Below are 15590 nucleotides of genomic sequence, written 5' to 3' on the forward strand. Positions count from 1 at the left end.
AGCTATGGAAAAGAACACTGAAACTATAGGGAAAGAAACCCTACAACAAAAAGACAACACCACTTTAGATTTAGTTAATGCAAGAAAATCTGCCTTATCTGATTTAAAAGAAAAACCAGTAGAAACGGAAGGTTTTAAATGGTTAAACGAGTACAGTAGAAAATTCTTAGCATCTGGTTACCTAACGGAAGGTGTTACCCCAGAGGGTAGAATAAGGGAAATTGCAGTACGTGCTGAGCAAATTTTAGAGATGCCTGGATTTGCGGATAAGTTCTACAATTACATGTCAGAAGGGTTTTATTCTCTAGCGTCGCCGGTTTGGTCTAACTTTGGTAAAGAACGTGGTTTACCTATTAGCTGCTTTGGTTCTCATATAGATGACGATATGGGTAATATATTATACACCCAGTCCGAAGTTGGTATGATGTCTAAACTAGGTGGTGGTACATCTGGTTACTTTGGAAAAATTAGGCATCGTGGTGCAGCTGTAAAAAATAATGGCGAGGCTTCTGGTGCGGTACATATAATGCAGTTGTTCGAGTCTATGGTAGATGTTGTAAGCCAAGGCTCTGTTAGAAGAGGTCGTTTTTCTCCTTATTTACCAATAGACCACCCAGATATCAAAGAATTCTTAGAAATTGGTACAGAGGGTAACCCAATACAGCAATTAACACATGGTGTAACGGTTCCTAACCAATGGATGCAAGAAATGATAGATGGAGATGTAGAAAAACGTACCATTTGGGCCAAAGTTTTGCAATGTAGAGGAGAAATGGGTTATCCGTACGTATTTTTCTCTGACAATGCCAATGATGGTACAGTAGATGTTTACAAAGACAAGGACCAGCGTATTTATGCCAGTAACTTGTGTACAGAAATTATGTTGCCTTCTAGCCAAGATTGGTCTTTTGTTTGCGTACTTTCTAGTATTAACTTGTTGCATTACGATAAATGGAAAGAAACAGATGCCGTTGAAACCATGATTCACTTCTTGGATGCGGTTATAACAGAATTCATAGAAAAATTAGAAGTTTACAAAGACTCTGATAATAGAGATGACCAGCAAACCTTCCTGTTTATGGAAAGGGCTTACAATTTTGCCAAAGAAAACAGAGCCTTAGGCCTAGGTGCTTTGGGATGGCATAGTTTATTACAGTCTAAAAAATTGGCCTTCAACAGTCAAGAAGCTTATAATTTAAACAGTGAAATTTTCAGGGAAATAAAAGAACGTTCCTACAAAGCATCAGAGCAGCTTGCCGCACGCTTTGGAGAACCAAAAATGCTAGAGGGTTACGGCAGACGTAATACCACTTTAAACGCGGTTGCCCCTACAACATCGTCTGCTTTTATTTTAGGACAAGTATCACAAGGGATAGAGCCTATCTGGTCTAACTGCTACGTTAAAGATATTGCCAAAATTAAGGTTACCATTAAGAACCCTTATTTAATGGAACTTTTGGAAGAAAAAGGCATGAACACATCAGAGGTGTGGAGAAGCATAAGAGATAGAGATGGTTCTGTACAACACTTGGATTTCTTGACAGAAGAAGAAAAAGCGGTATTTAAAACCTATTCTGAGTTGGACCAAATGGATATTATTTACCAAGCGGCCAATAGACAAAACCATATAGACCAAGGGCAGTCTGTAAATATTATAGTACACCCAGAAATGCCAACCAAAGAAGTTAACAAAATACATGTTACAGCTTGGAAGTTAGGTCTAAAATCTTTGTATTACCAACATAGTATGAATGCTGCTCAAAAATTTAAGCAGAAGAAAGACTGTGTTAGCTGTGAAGCTTAAAACACTACAAAAAAAGGAGGCCTTATTGGACCTCCTTTTTTTATGGTTTATTTTACGGGAAAATAGTGTTGTAAAAACTGCATTGTTTTGGTTACATATACCTCCGTATCAAAAACAGGGTCTCCATGTCTAGCCCCTTCTACCAAATAAAGTTCACTGGGTATATTATACTTGTCTAATTCGCTTTTAAAAAGTTCGCTTTGATTAGTGGGTACGTTTCTATCTGCAGTACCATGAAATAAAATGGTAGGCGGTGTTTGCGCATCAACATAATAGATAGGACTTGCCGCCCTTGCCAACGCTTCTTTCGCTAACGGACTACCCCCTAACAACTCAGCTTCTGGTGTACCTAAACCCTTGTCCGTACCATAGGTTTTAAAATTTATCAAATCTGCTGGGCCAAAAAAATCGACCAATGCCTTTACTTTGAATAAAATTCCATTTTTATCACTAATAAAATCACTTTTACCAGAGTTATTGGAGGTAGCCACCAATGCGGCTAAATGGCCACCTGCAGACCTCCCCATTAAAGCAATAGAATCTTTATTAAAACCATATGTATCCGCATTTTTATACAAAAAGTTAATGGCATCGTTACAATCCTGTATTTGAGCAGGAAATATAGCGTCACTACTTAGTCTGTAATTAATAGACGCCAGGGCGTACCCTTTATCCAAAACTGCATTTACCAAATTATTGTTTTTACTGATGAACGCTTCTTTACTACCCCGTTTCCATGCGCCCCCGTGAATCCAAACCAAAAGCGGAGGGTTTACAGCATCCTTTTTTTTGTAAACGTCTAACAATAAACGTTTACCATTTATAGCTTTGTATTCTTGATCTTTAAAGATGCTGAGATTTTCTGGCAGCTCTGATTTATTCATTTTCCGCATAGATTTTGCCTCTTTATTTCTATCTAAATCCTTGTTTTGGGCATTACAGTTTGTAAAAAAAATTAGAACCCCAATTACAACAGTAAATCGTTTTATATATCTCATTATCTAAATAAATTACGTAGAATACACAAAGATATTTGCAACAACCGAATAACCCTAAAACTAATACTCAATTAAGCGTTAAAGTTGACCTCAACTGAATGTAAATTTTATGTAAATTTTACGTTTTAAAATTGTAATTTTACTTAAAATTGGTGGACATGCATATTATTTGGGATACGAACGAATTAAAACTAGACGACTACTCGCGTTTAAATATTGAATATGCACTTAACCTTGAAGTTACCCTTATATTAATAAAGAATGCAGAGCACTTTCTAGACTACAAATCGCTTATAACCTTACAACTTAAGAATGGGTATGTCTTTATTGATGCAGAAACCCCTGAACCAATAGCCAAAAAGTTAAAAAACAACCTTTCTCAACTACAGGATAGTGTTTCTAATTTAATACAGAAGGATTTAGTAGCCTGGCCAAACCAAACGTTTGCAGAGGCAATAGTTATAAATTCTTAAATCCACTTTGCTATAACCTCAAACAAATCTTCTTTACCTAGTGGTTTGGCAATATAATCTACAAAACCTTTGCTTAAACATTGTTCGCGATCATTAGACATGGCATGTGCGGTTTGCGCAATAACTTTGGCATTGGGATTAATTTTTACAATTTCCTCCTTAGCCTCAAAACCGTCCATTATTGGCATTCTAATATCCATTAAAACAATGTCATAATCTGGTTTTTGTCTAAACATGCTTACCGCTTCTTCACCATTTTCTGCATAATCTACCAATAATTTGGTACGCTTAAGCAATGTTTTTAAATAATGCCTATTAATACGATTATCATCAGCAACCAAAATCTTGTGATCATCAAACAAATCGGAATAATTGGTAACTATAGATTTTTCTGTTATGGGTTTAGCCGTTTCTACAAGTGTATAAGGTATGGTAAAAGAAAATTCACTGCCCTTACCAAGGGTAGAAGTAACATCCATTGTTCCGCCTAACAACCCAATAATACCTTTAGAAATAGATAAGCCCAGACCTTTACCATTGTATTTATCATTGTTTTGAAAACCAATTCTTTCAAAACGTTCAAAAATGAGTTTTAAATTTTCTTCTGCAATACCTATACCCGTATCCTTAATCTTAAATTCAACAAAATCGCCTTTTATCGCATAACCAAACTCCACGCTTCCGCTGTCTGTAAATTTAATGGCGTTGTTTACTAGGTTAATTAATACCTGTTTTAATCTATTTGGATCTGTCTTAATATTAACGGGAATATTTGGGTTGGGTACAAAGGTTTTTATTTCTAGATTATCTTTTTCTTTCTGTTTTTTAATTTCATTAAAGGTCATCTCCAATTCCCTAACCATATGGTTTAATTCACACGGCATAAAATCCATATCCAATTCACCTGCTTCTATCTTGGATAAGTCAATAATATCATCTACTAGACTCAATAATTGCTGGCTACAGTTCTCAATAATAGAAACATATTCCTTTTTATCGTTAACGTCTAAATCGTGGTCTCTTAATAAATTAGAAAAACCAACCAAACCGTTGAGGGGTGTTCTAATTTCATGACTCATATTGGCCAAAAACTGGTTTTTATAGATATTGGCACTATTCGCTTCAACTAGTGCTTTTTTAAGCTTTTCTTCATTTTCTTTCTTTTGGGTTATATCTATAAATACTCCAAAGAAACTAGTAACGTTCCCTTGCTCGTCTCGTTCAAAAGGAGAATCAATAGAGTAACACCAAACCCAATTACCTTTTTTATGTTTAAAGCGATACTCCACAATATTTTCTAGCTTACCCTCCAAAACCTTGGCCATATGCTTTTCTATGTGGTGTTGATCGTCTGGGTGAAACAAATTAAAAAATTCTTCTGGTGACAGTTTCTCTATATCTGCCGGAGTGTATCCTAAAATATTGGTGTACCCTTCGTTCATGAAAACATTAGATCCCTTTACCATATCATAGATATACATGCCAGAAGGGGAAAGCCGCGTCATCTTACCAGCAAACTCATCTGCCTTTTGCAGTTTTGAACGTAGTTGTTTACGCTCTGTTATATCTTGCGCAATGCCCTGTAAATGAGAGGTTTCACCAGTCTCATTTTTTAAGGCCCTACCTACGGCATACATCCAACCTTTACTACCATCATTTCTAATGGAACGTAACTCCAATGCGTATGGTTCTCCTGTTTCTATAGTTTTACTAACCGCTTTTTCTAGAGTTGCCCATGATTTAGGTGTAAACAGTTTTCTATGATTTTCATCATCATAGGCCGGCACCCCATCTTTAGGATCTAAGCCATACATTTTAAATAACTCTTCTGACCAATATACTTCGTTGGTGGCAATATTAAGGGTCCAGCTACCTACTTTAGCAACCTCTTGTGCAATGGTAAGTTCTTGCGTTTTTAATTTAAGTTCTTCTTCTGCTTTTTTAATTTCCGTGATATCCACAAAAGTTATTACTACACCAGAAATTCTTTTTTCTTTAGTAACAAATGGAGAAATCCTAATTAGATACCAATTACCATTAGAGTCTGACAATTGTTCCTCTAAAGTATTGAAGGTAGTTAGTGCATCTTTAGATTTGTTTAAAATTCGCATGCGGGCTTCTTCTTCAAAAACGGACGAGAAATTAAAAATAGGCCTACCAATGTCTTGAGATTCTAACTTAAAAACCTTTTTTAAGGCCGGTGTAAACTTTCTTATTTTTAAAGCTTCGTCTAAAAAAAGCGTACCAATGTTGGTACTGTCTAGAAGGTTGTTCATATCGTTGTTCAACTCTTCTAATTCCTTATTTTTTTCTTGAAACTCTGTGTTTACGGTGTACAATTCTTCATTTACAGATTGCAATTCCTCATTGCTACTTTGCAATTCTTCATTAGAAGACATTAGTTCTTCGTTAGAACTTTGTAACTCTTCGTTGCTGGTTTCTAATTCCTCGGATATATTAGCTAATTCTTCCTTTTTTTCGCTTAATTCATACTCTAAATCATCTATTTGTTGTTGAGCCAAGCCAGATATGTCATCAGTATTAAAAACAACTTCTTCGGTATTTTCTTGGCCAATACTTTCTCCAAACTGCAACATATATAAAAAATCGCCGTTTGCCTCCAATTGTACCTTTTCTACATACAAATTGGTTTGTATTTGGCCACTTGCCACAACACAAGAAAGATTTTTATAGGTAATTACCTTATCGCTCGTTTTTGCTCTTCTTACTCCATTACGGATTACACCTGCTAATTCTGAAGGCACCAATCCTAAGAGATTGTTATTAAAAATACCGTCGTTCTGTGAAAACCATTTTTGAAAATCGCCCAACATAAAGATTACGTCATAATCCTCATTTACATAAACAGTTACAGGCGCATGTTTTTTACTCAGATGCTTGTAAAAAAGTACTTCTTTTTTAGCTGTATAATTATGATTTTGCTCCACTTTATTGGACAAGTTTAAATAGTTAATCTTAGAATGCGTTTTGCTTTTAATTTTTAACGGATTATTCTTTAGTGATTTTCTACCATTTTGGATTTTATATATCTTCTGTTTACTGTTCACCACAGCAAAATTTTGTTCTGCTTTACCCAAAGACTCACTATTTCCTAAGAAGAGAAATCCGTTATCATTTAAAGAAAATTCAAAAGCACTAATAATCTTTTCTTTGGTTTCCTTGTTTAAATAAATCAATAAATTACGGCACGAAATTAAATCTATTTGAATAAAAGGAGGGTCATTGGTAAGATCATGATAAGAAAAAATAATCTTTTCCCTAATGCGTTTTATAATTTGAAAACGGTCTCCCTTTTTTACAAAATATTTTGTTAGGTATTCCTCGCCAATTTCTGAGGTATCATTAACACCAAAAACGCCATTACCAGCCTTTTTAAGGGCATACCTATCTATATCTGTTGCAAAAATTTTAAAATTTAAATTAGATTCCTGGCTTTGCAGGTAGTCATCTAATAAAATAGCCAAGGAATAAACCTCTTTACCTATAGAGCAACCCGGTATCCATATTCTTATGGTATCATCTGGCAATCTATTGGCAAATAATTCTGGAATTACGCTAAATTTTAAACTATTGAACGCATCTACATTTCTAAAAAAAGAAGTTACGCCAATTAAAAAGCTTTGGCTTAAAAGTTTTAACTCCTCCTCATTTGTTAATAAATACTGATAGTAAACATCAAGTGAGTTTAATTGCAATAAACTCATTCGTTTGTTCATCCTCCTAATTAAGGTATTAGGTTTGTATTTACTAAAATCGATACCACTATTCTTATATAACTTAGTAAGTATGGTATCATAAACCGTGGCATTTTGCGGATTTATAAGGGTTTGAAAATCTCTCTCTTGGTTTGCGAGCCACAATATGTTCTCTGCAATTTTTTGGGGCGATAATATAAAATCTACGCAATTGGTATGTATGGCAGATTTTGGCATGCCATCAAACTCTGCAGATTTAGGGTCTTGTGCATAAATAGTTGCACCAACCTCTTTTAAATTAAAAATACCCTTGGAACCGTCTGAACCAGTACCGGATAACACTACACCAACAGCATTTTCTTTGTACGCATTAGCTACCATTTTAAAAATGATATCTATGGGTAAGTTTAATTGCTTCCTTGGTGCTTTCTTTAACAAGGTAAATTTGCCATCTTCTATGCCAAGATTGTTGTCTTTATTATTTAGGTATATACAATTTGGTTTAATTTCTTGGTTTTCTTCGGCAACAAAAATTTTCATTTTAGTGTGCGAAGCCAGAAGTTCTGGCATTAGGCTTTTAAAATTGGGTGCTAAATGTTGCACCACAATAAAAGCCATATTTGGACTAGCGGGCATTGCATCAAAAAAAGTATGTATTGCTTGCAAACCTCCAGCAGAAGCCCCAATTGCCACTACCATAAAACCATCTTGTGTAGACCCCATTCGATAAAAGTTTATAGTTTAAAATTAGATAAAATAAGGTGCGTGTGTTTTAAGATGCCGAACTAAAATTTTAAATTCTTTTGTTTATTAGATGGTTATGCCAGAATTAAATGTAAGAATTTTATTAATAAATAATTTTAAAGACTTAGTTTTATTAACATTTCATTAAGAAAAAGACACCTGTTTGGCAAAAACAGACCATGTATTACTTATTTTCTATCATGTCTGTACTTAAAACCGTTCTAAAACCAAGGTGTTCTGCCCCTGAATCTAAACCCGTAGCCATACGGGCACTAATACGATAACTAGCACAATAGCTAGCACTACACAAAAAAGAACCGCCCTTTATAACCTTTTCTTGTACATAGGGATTATTAGGATTGTATGCTTTTTCTGGACCAGTTGGGTTAATTAAATCTTCTATTTCTGCCATAGTAGAATAATAGTTTACATGATACCAATCGCTCGTCCATTCCCAAACATTACCTGCCATATCATACAAACCATTTGCATTAGCGGGATAACTTTTTACCGGCGCCCTGCGTTCATACCCATCTTGCAACTTATTTTCTACAGGAAATTCTCCCTCCCACGTATTTGCATTGGCGCTTAGCTGTTGCAACCCCCCGGGCCAACTATAAACTTCATTTGTCTTTTCCGCTCTTGCCGCATACTCCCATTCTGCCTCTGTTGGTAAACGCCTTCCCTTCCATTCACAATAAGCTAAGGCATCTTCATAAGCTATTTGTACAACTGGATAATCTCCCTTGCCTTCAATGGAACTGCCAGGACCGTTAGGTTGCCTCCAATTGGCTCCTATTTTCCATTCCCACCACTGGGAGTAATCATACAAGTTGGGTAAGCTAGATTTCGCTTTTTTAAAGACCAAAGAACCGGGTTGTAAAATAGAATCATGTGGTTTGGGGATATTTGGCGGTAGCTGTTTTTTCATCTCGTCCCAAGAAATAGCTCTTTCTGCAACGGTAACGTAGTTTGTAGCCGCTACAAATTCTGCAAATTGGTCGTTCGTAACTTCATGCGTATCTATAAAAAATCCATTTACGGTTACCTTATGTCGTGGCTTTTCATGATGCATGGCCATGGTATCATTAGGCAATGCACCTTGGTAAAAAGTACCTCCATTTACCCAGACCATATTTACGGGTGATTTTATATTAGAAGGTTTAGATAAAACTAATTTAGCCGTCGTTGGCTCCATACTTGAACCTTCTTTAGAGCTAGTATTTGTTTTGGCTTCTTGCCTACATCCAATAACGATTAAAAGTAGCGCTATATATTTAAAATCACTTAATTTCATTCATTGCTAGTATAGCATTAAAAGTAACATGATTTAATAAGACTAATAAATCAAAAGGGCTTAAATGCACCTCAAAGTTAACACAAGTACAAATCTTAATTACCCAAAATAATAACAAAATATAGATGCCGCGTAGAACAAAATTATAGAATAGTTGAATCGTAAACTTCTTACATCTAAAGTATAATTACTTATCGCATTTTTAAATATTCTCAAAAGAACACCCTTGCTCAATTTTTAAATACTAGAGATAAAATTTTTTTAAAACCAATTATTTAAAAAAGTTTTTGACCATATCATTTATTTTGTACCATTTCTAAAACTCGGAGTTTTGATTTAATGTGTTAATTGATTTACAAACTTAGCCGTTGTTTTCGCTTTCACTTCCTCAAAATTACTCCCTGGTAATATTTCAATTAAAGTTAACGCACCTTCTATAAACTCGAAAACCGCCTTATCCGTCACAATCATATCAACAGCCCCATAGGCTGTCAAAGGTAACGTACATTCCGGGATTATTTTGGGACGACCTTTTCGGTCAGTATGTGTCATTGTGATGATAAGCTTGTTGGCTCCAGAGGCCAAATCCATTGCACCCCCAACACCCAAGAGTGGTTTACCGGGAACGGCCCAATTGGCCAAGTTTCCTTTTTCATCTACTTGTAGACCGCCCATCACGGCGACATCTACCTGACCCCCGCGAATCATGGCAAAAGAATCGGCACTATCAAAATAACTGCTACCTTTTAAAGCTGTAACGGGAATTTTCCCTGCATTAACCGGATAATCCATAGCTCCGCCACCATCGGTTGGTGCAGGACCCACACCCAACATTCCGTTTTCTGTATGCAGGTTGATTAAGTCTTCTGGTTTGATCAAATCGGCTACCAATGTAGGAATACCAATACCGAGATTTACCACATTACCGGGTTTTAATTCTTTTAACACACGTTCGGCAATGCGCATTCTAGTTTCATCTACCTTTTTAATACTAGAATTTATGGATGCCGATGAACCCAACTCTTCAATAGTTGTGTGTGCTTGTACCAAATAATGAACAAAACAACCTTGAGTATGAATTTCATCTGGCGAAATACTACCGGCAGGTACGATTTCTTCCACCTCAGCAATCACCAAATCAGAAGCCATAGCCGCTCCTTTATTAAAATTCTGTTCTGTTCTGCGATACACCAAATTACCCAACTCATCGGCCTTATGGGCGCGAATGAACGAAACATTACCTTTTATCGCCTTTTCAAAAACATAGTCTTTGCCATCAATATTTTTTGTTTCCTTGCCTTCGGCAATAAGCGTTCCATAAGCGGTAGGCGTATAAAAACCACCCAAGCCTGCACCACCAGCACGCATGGCCTCTGCAAGAGTACCTTGGGGTAATAATTCATATTCTACCCTACCTTCTTGAGCCGCAGCTACAGCATCTTTGTTACTGGTAAAATAAGATCCAACCATTTTCTTTATCTGCCCGTTATTCAGCAAGCGACCGCCTCCAAGATTGGATTCTCCTACATTATTGCCAATAAAGGTCAATTCTTTTGTTTTGGTTGCTGCTAACGCATGTAATAAATGTACTGGTGCGCCTGTCATACCAAAACCTCCGCATAATAGGGTATCTCCAGAATTCACCATTTTGGCAGCCTCTTCCGCTGTTATTTGTGGTTTCTTTTGCATTGTTATTTATTTAAACGCGTTCAAGAATGATTGCATAGCCTTGCCCAACCCCAACACACATTGTGGCCAGTGCATATTTCTTTTGTTTTTCTACCAATTCCAAGGCTGCAGAATAGGTGATTCGAGTACCCGAAGCTCCTAGCGGATGTCCTATGGCAATAGCACCTCCATTGGGGTTAATCCTAGGGTCATCGTCTTTTAAACCAAGGGCTCTGGTACACGCTAAGGCCTGTGCGGCAAAAGCTTCATTAAGTTCAATAATATCGATGTCTGATAAGGTAAGTCCTGCTTTTTGGAGTGCTTTTTTACTCGCTTCTACAGGACCAATTCCCATTATCCGTGGTTCAACGCCTGCTACCGCAGAGGCCACAATTTTGGCCATGGGTTTTAGATTGTATTTTTTTACGGCATCACCCGAAGCAATAATGGTCGCTGCCGCACCATCGTTTAAACCTGAAGCGTTACCCGCCGTTACCGTACCGCCTTCCTTTTTGAAGGCAGTGCGAAGTTTAGCCAAGATTTCCGGGGTTGTATTTGGTTTGATGAATTCATCCGTATCAAACACCGCTGGGTCAGCTTTTCTCTGCGGAATACTAACTTTTACAATTTCTTTTGCCAATCTACCGGACTTTTGTGCTTTTTTGGCTTTCATTTGTGTAGCATAAGCGAACTGGTCTTGATCTTCTCTGGAAATGTCATATTTCTCAACCAAGTTCTCTGCTGTATTGCCCATGGCTTCTGTACCGTACAACTCTTGCATTTTCGGATTGATAAAGCGCCAGCCAAAACTACTATCATAGATTTTGCTATCGTTACCAAAGGGTTTTGAAGATTTTGAAATAGCCCAAGGTCCTCGTGTCATATGTTCTACCCCACCGGCAATAAACACATCTCCATCTCCAGCTTTTATTGCTCTTTGAGCATGCACTATGGCAGACATACCCGAAGAACACAAGCGGTTAACGGTCTCGCCAGGAACAGTAAAAGGCATGCCTGCCAAGAGCAAGGCCATCCGCGCAACATTTCTATTGTCTTCACCAGCTTGGTTTGCACAACCGAGAATAACATCATCGAAATCATCTGCGGGAATCTCAGGATTTCTTTTGAGGAGTTCTTTTATGGGAATTGCAGCCAAATCGTCTGCTCTAACGGGCGATAAACTGCCCCTAAAGCTACCAAATGCCGTACGAATTCCATCGATAATATAGGCTTCTTTCATTTGTTTGTTTTTATCGTAAAATCGATTTCCAATCGATGTTAAATTCTGAAGTTAATTGTTGTAAAGCATCTGTTAGCGTTATGCCATGCTGTTGTACTAGTTGAGCGGCATCCGCTACTTTTTGTTTTGCTTGGTCTTTGCCCAGATGTGCTGCCAAAACATAGGTTGCCTTTTCCGATTGAAGCAATCCTGATTGGGTTTCGATATTCCCTTTCATTCGTTCAGCATCAACTTGAAGCTCATTGGCTATTTGTTTTGCTTTTTGCAAACAAGCACCTATTGTTTCTATGAATTTGGGCCATACCAACCACTCGATAGCCAATGCTACACCATCACGTTCGTTCTTGTGTATTTGTGCTCGTTTGATTCCCGAAGCAAAATCGATGGCGACAAAGCTCAACGCCACAAGGGCTTCACTGCTTACTGGATTATTTTTATGTGGCATACTACTGGAACCACCACCTTTGACACCTTCTTTTACTTCGCCTACCTCTGTCTGTGATAGCGATAATACATCTTGCCCAAACTTACCTAGAGAGGCAGCCACGGTGCTTAACACATCAGAAAAATTACTCAGTCGGTCGCGCTGGTTATGCCAGACTGCTGCTGGGGTAAGCTGTAATTTCTTAGCGACTTTATTTCGAACGTTTTTAGCTTTATCTCCTAAAATTCCTAATTGCCCGTCGGCTCCTGCTAGCTGTAAACAAAAGACATCTTCGCTTAAACTTTCCCATTGCTTTAATTGCCGTTGCAACGGATTCATCCAGCTATCCACTTTCAATGGAAACGAAACGGGGACAGCCATTTGGTTCCGGGTTCTTGCAGCAAGTTGTACCCCTTGATGTTTTTCTTTCAGTATTTCAAAGGCCTTGATAATGCTTTGAATTTCCGACTTTACGGCTTCCGAAACTTCCTTTAAAATAAGCACTAGTGCTGTATCTGAAATATCTTGAGAGGTTACGCCCCAGTGCAAAAAACCAGCATATTCTTTTGGCAATTCTTGCTTGGCTTGGGCCAAAAAACCTATGGTCGGAATTCCGTTTTTTGCGGTATTCTCCGCTAGATCTTCAATATTGAATTTTAGTTCAGGAAGCAGCTTTTCTATGGCATTTGCAGCTTCTTCAGGAATAATTCCTTCTTCTGCTTGTGCCTGTGCCAATGCTACCTCAACACGTATCATTTTGGCCAAGAACTGTTCATCGGAACAAATTTCTCGGAATTCGGAATTTGAGAGATATTTAGAAAATAGTTTATGCATCAAAAAAAACAGTTTCGTTGGTACCCTGCATATGAATGTTAAAATGATAATGTATCTTGCCGTTTTTCTCTTCTCTTTTTGCAATCAAGGTCTGCCGTCTTTCGTCAGAGATACTTTTTAAAATAGGGTCGTGTTGATTTGCAATTACCTCATCAGAGAAATAAATACGAGTGAATACGTGATTCAACAAACCACGCATTAAAACAGTGACATTGATATGCGGTGCGGACTTACCATCAGACCTAGGTTTTAATGTAGAAAAGTGAAAAGAATAATCGCTTTCGGTACCAGTGCCCATACGCCCAAAACCAGCTGGTGTGCTGTCTTGCCTAAGTTCAATCAACGCATCGTTCACGGCGTTTCCATCACCATCCAATACACGACCTGTTATTGTTATACGTTCCCCATCAGATTGGTTTTTGTATAAAATATTTGTGGCCAACTCTCCATGTTGAAATTGGTATTGTTTGGGGGTAATACCATATGCGAAATAAGGCCCGACGGTTTGTGAAGGAGTTTGTTTTAATTGCTTCATTACTACTTTTTATTTTCAAATGGGGTTTCGTTACGTCCACGCAACGTAATATCAAACTCATAACCCAAGGCGAACTCCGGTTCGGTGTGCTCCAATTTAAAATCAGCAATCAACAACTCTTGACCAGCTTTAGGTATGCCCTGAAAAATTGGGTCCAACTTCAATAAAGGGTCTCCAGGAAAATACATTTGGGTAACCAAACGTGTTTCTAAATGAGTACCAAACAATGAAAAATGAATATGGTTGGGACGCCACGCATTGTCATGATTTCCCCAAGGGTATGCACCCGGTTTGATGGTGTAAAATTTATACTTGCCGTTTTTATCGGTCATAACACGGCCAGCTCCGAAAAAATTAGGATCTAAAGGCGCATCATGCCCATCTAGTTTATGCACGTATCTGCCTGCAGCGTTGGCCTGCCAAATTTCTATCAAGGTATTTGGCACGGGCCTACCGTAATCATCTCGCACGGTACCATGAACTACAATACGCTCTCCAAGAGGTTCTCCATTTTTGCGACCATTTTTAGTAAGGTCGTGGTCAAACTCCCCAAGTACATCTTCACCATATACGGGTAAGGCGGCCTCCATTAAAGCTTCGCTGATGGTCACCAAGGGTTTCTTAGGTCCGCGTAATCTGGTGGACTTATATTCTGGATATATTAAAGGTGGATGGATGTCCCAATCTCGTTTACTCATCGGTACTTGGTTTTATGTTCAATACTTCTTTTGCAATTTTTAAGGCTCCATTCGTAACCGGAACACCAGCATAAATACCAGTATGTAAGAGTACTTCTTTAACATCTTCAAGCGTGGCTCCAGTATTTTTAGTAGCCCGAATGTGCATAGCTAATTCTTCTTCATGACCTAAAGCGGCCAAAAGGGCAATGGTAATCATACTACGTTCTCGTTTGGTCAAATGCGGTCGCGACCAAATACTGCCCCAAGCACTATTGACAATATATTCTTGAAAATCGGTATCGAAATCGGTTTTATTGCATTCAGCTTTGTCTACGTGTGCATCACCCAAAACTGAACGTCTGGTTCTCATACCCTTATCGTACAATGACTCTTCATCATCCAAACAAAAATCTTGAATGCATTTTGCAACTGCCTCTGGAGCTTCAATACACGGCAAATGTCCAACGCCATCAATAATATGGGTAGTACTATTAGGTATCTGCGAAGCATGTTCTTTGACAAATTCTGGAGTGGTACCTACATCTTCAGAACCTCCAATAAAAAGGGTTGGGTTCTTAATGTTTTTTGCAACGGCACTATAATTCGCTTGAGCTATGGCATCGCAAGCCTGTGTGTAGCCAAGATTGGAATTTTGTGCTACCATTATGGTATAGCCTGTGGTAGCCTCGGGTTGCTCTTTTCTATATTTTGGCGACAACCATCTTTCAATAATGGCAGGAGCCATGGCATCCAATCCTTTTTCATTTACAGCCGCAATGCGTTCTGCCCATCCTTCTTTAGTACCAATTTTGGCACCGGTATTGCTGAAAATCAACTTTTCTAATCTTTCGGGGTAGCGGCTAACCAAGCTATACGTTATTAAGCCTCCTATAGAAAGGCCAACTATTGAAGCTGTTTTAATCTCACAAAAATCCATTAAAACGATTACATCATCGGCGTAATCGTCAATGGAAACTTTACCTTTCTTGATAGCAGATAATCCATGGCCTCGCTTATCAAAAAGCAATACATTAAAATTCTTTTTGAGAATCGGTAGAACGGCGTGCCATATCATTAGGTTAGACCCAAGGGAATTAATCAGAACTATATTTTTTGACCGTTTTTGATCATGCCATTGGTAGTGTAATGCGTTGTTATGTACTTTTAAAAATGCCAT

11 protein-coding genes are annotated in these 15590 nt (G+C 37.9%); 2 read left to right on the top strand and 9 right to left on the bottom strand.

What is annotated here, in order from left to right:
• Window positions 1-4: 4 nt before the first annotated feature.
• A complete protein-coding gene (locus ACXAGS_RS12075) occupies window positions 5-1804 on the top strand; it encodes a ribonucleoside-diphosphate reductase subunit alpha (RefSeq protein WP_474907032.1) in 1800 nt (599 codons plus the stop codon).
• Between the two features lie 47 nt (window positions 1805-1851).
• Here the strand turns inward: ACXAGS_RS12075 and ACXAGS_RS12080 are convergent, their stop codons facing one another.
• Entirely contained in the window at window positions 1852-2802 is a 951-nt protein-coding gene (locus tag ACXAGS_RS12080; protein WP_474907034.1) for an alpha/beta hydrolase fold domain-containing protein, read from the bottom strand.
• Window positions 2803-2960: 158 nt separating this feature from the next.
• Here ACXAGS_RS12080 and ACXAGS_RS12085 point away from each other — a divergent pair, with 158 nt between their 5' ends.
• On the top strand, window positions 2961-3275 hold the full coding sequence (locus ACXAGS_RS12085) for a hypothetical protein (RefSeq protein WP_474907035.1): 315 nt from the start codon (window positions 2961-2963) through the stop codon (window positions 3273-3275).
• Here the strand turns inward: ACXAGS_RS12085 and ACXAGS_RS12090 are convergent.
• The 8 genes from ACXAGS_RS12090 to pcaDC form a co-directional block, all read right to left on the bottom strand.
• Window positions 3272-7714 carry a chemotaxis protein CheB gene (locus ACXAGS_RS12090; RefSeq protein WP_474907037.1) on the bottom strand — a complete coding sequence of 1481 codons (4443 nt, stop codon included), beginning with the start codon at window positions 7712-7714 and terminating at the stop codon, window positions 3272-3274. The genes ACXAGS_RS12085 and ACXAGS_RS12090 overlap by 4 nt on opposite strands.
• 205 nt (window positions 7715-7919) lie before the next feature.
• Window positions 7920-9032 carry a formylglycine-generating enzyme family protein gene (locus ACXAGS_RS12095; RefSeq protein ID WP_474907039.1) on the bottom strand — a complete coding sequence of 371 codons (1113 nt, stop codon included), beginning with the start codon at window positions 9030-9032 and terminating at the stop codon, window positions 7920-7922.
• A 336-nt stretch (window positions 9033-9368) separates the two neighbouring features.
• Entirely contained in the window at window positions 9369-10721 is a 1353-nt protein-coding gene (locus ACXAGS_RS12100) for a 3-oxoacid CoA-transferase (protein WP_474907041.1), read from the bottom strand.
• Between the two features lie 10 nt (window positions 10722-10731).
• Window positions 10732-11940 (bottom strand): 3-oxoadipyl-CoA thiolase, encoded by a 1209-nt coding sequence (pcaF, locus tag ACXAGS_RS12105; RefSeq protein WP_474907043.1) that lies wholly within the window; start codon window positions 11938-11940, stop codon window positions 10732-10734.
• A 10-nt stretch (window positions 11941-11950) separates the two neighbouring features.
• A complete protein-coding gene (locus ACXAGS_RS12110; RefSeq protein ID WP_474907044.1) occupies window positions 11951-13198 on the bottom strand; it encodes a lyase family protein in 1248 nt (415 codons plus the stop codon).
• Window positions 13191-13733 (bottom strand): peptidase associated/transthyretin-like domain-containing protein, encoded by a 543-nt coding sequence (locus ACXAGS_RS12115; RefSeq protein ID WP_474907045.1) that lies wholly within the window; start codon window positions 13731-13733, stop codon window positions 13191-13193. Before ACXAGS_RS12115 ends, ACXAGS_RS12110 begins: the two co-directional genes overlap by 8 nt.
• A 2-nt stretch (window positions 13734-13735) precedes the next feature.
• Window positions 13736-14431, bottom strand: coding sequence for a protocatechuate 3,4-dioxygenase subunit beta (pcaH, locus tag ACXAGS_RS12120; RefSeq protein WP_474907046.1), 696 nt, complete (start codon window positions 14429-14431; stop codon window positions 13736-13738).
• On the bottom strand, window positions 14424-15590 hold the full coding sequence (gene pcaDC / locus ACXAGS_RS12125) for a bifunctional 3-oxoadipate enol-lactonase/4-carboxymuconolactone decarboxylase PcaDC (RefSeq protein WP_474907047.1): 1167 nt from the start codon (window positions 15588-15590) through the stop codon (window positions 14424-14426). The genes pcaH and pcaDC overlap by 8 nt, the downstream gene beginning before the upstream one ends.

This window comes from Croceivirga sp. ABH4_376, assembly GCF_056160685.1.

What these genes read in the sequence shown, in the direction of transcription:
- ACXAGS_RS12075 (WP_474907032.1), top strand. Translation starts at nt 5, where the DNA reads ATGGAAAAGAACACTGAAACTATAGGGAAAGAAACCCTACAACAAAAA.
- ACXAGS_RS12080 (WP_474907034.1), bottom strand. Translation starts at nt 2,802, where the DNA reads ATGAGATATATAAAACGATTTACTGTTGTAATTGGGGTTCTAATTTTT.
- ACXAGS_RS12085 (WP_474907035.1), top strand. Translation starts at nt 2,961, where the DNA reads ATGCATATTATTTGGGATACGAACGAATTAAAACTAGACGACTACTCG.
- ACXAGS_RS12090 (WP_474907037.1), bottom strand. Translation starts at nt 7,714, where the DNA reads ATGGGGTCTACACAAGATGGTTTTATGGTAGTGGCAATTGGGGCTTCT.
- ACXAGS_RS12095 (WP_474907039.1), bottom strand. Translation starts at nt 9,032, where the DNA reads ATGAAATTAAGTGATTTTAAATATATAGCGCTACTTTTAATCGTTATT.
- ACXAGS_RS12100 (WP_474907041.1), bottom strand. Translation starts at nt 10,721, where the DNA reads ATGCAAAAGAAACCACAAATAACAGCGGAAGAGGCTGCCAAAATGGTG.
- pcaF (WP_474907043.1), bottom strand. Translation starts at nt 11,940, where the DNA reads ATGAAAGAAGCCTATATTATCGATGGAATTCGTACGGCATTTGGTAGC.
- ACXAGS_RS12110 (WP_474907044.1), bottom strand. Translation starts at nt 13,198, where the DNA reads ATGCATAAACTATTTTCTAAATATCTCTCAAATTCCGAATTCCGAGAA.
- ACXAGS_RS12115 (WP_474907045.1), bottom strand. Translation starts at nt 13,733, where the DNA reads ATGAAGCAATTAAAACAAACTCCTTCACAAACCGTCGGGCCTTATTTC.
- pcaH (WP_474907046.1), bottom strand. Translation starts at nt 14,431, where the DNA reads ATGAGTAAACGAGATTGGGACATCCATCCACCTTTAATATATCCAGAA.
- pcaDC (WP_474907047.1), bottom strand. Translation starts at nt 15,590, where the DNA reads ATGGCATTTTTAAAAGTACATAACAACGCATTACACTACCAATGGCAT.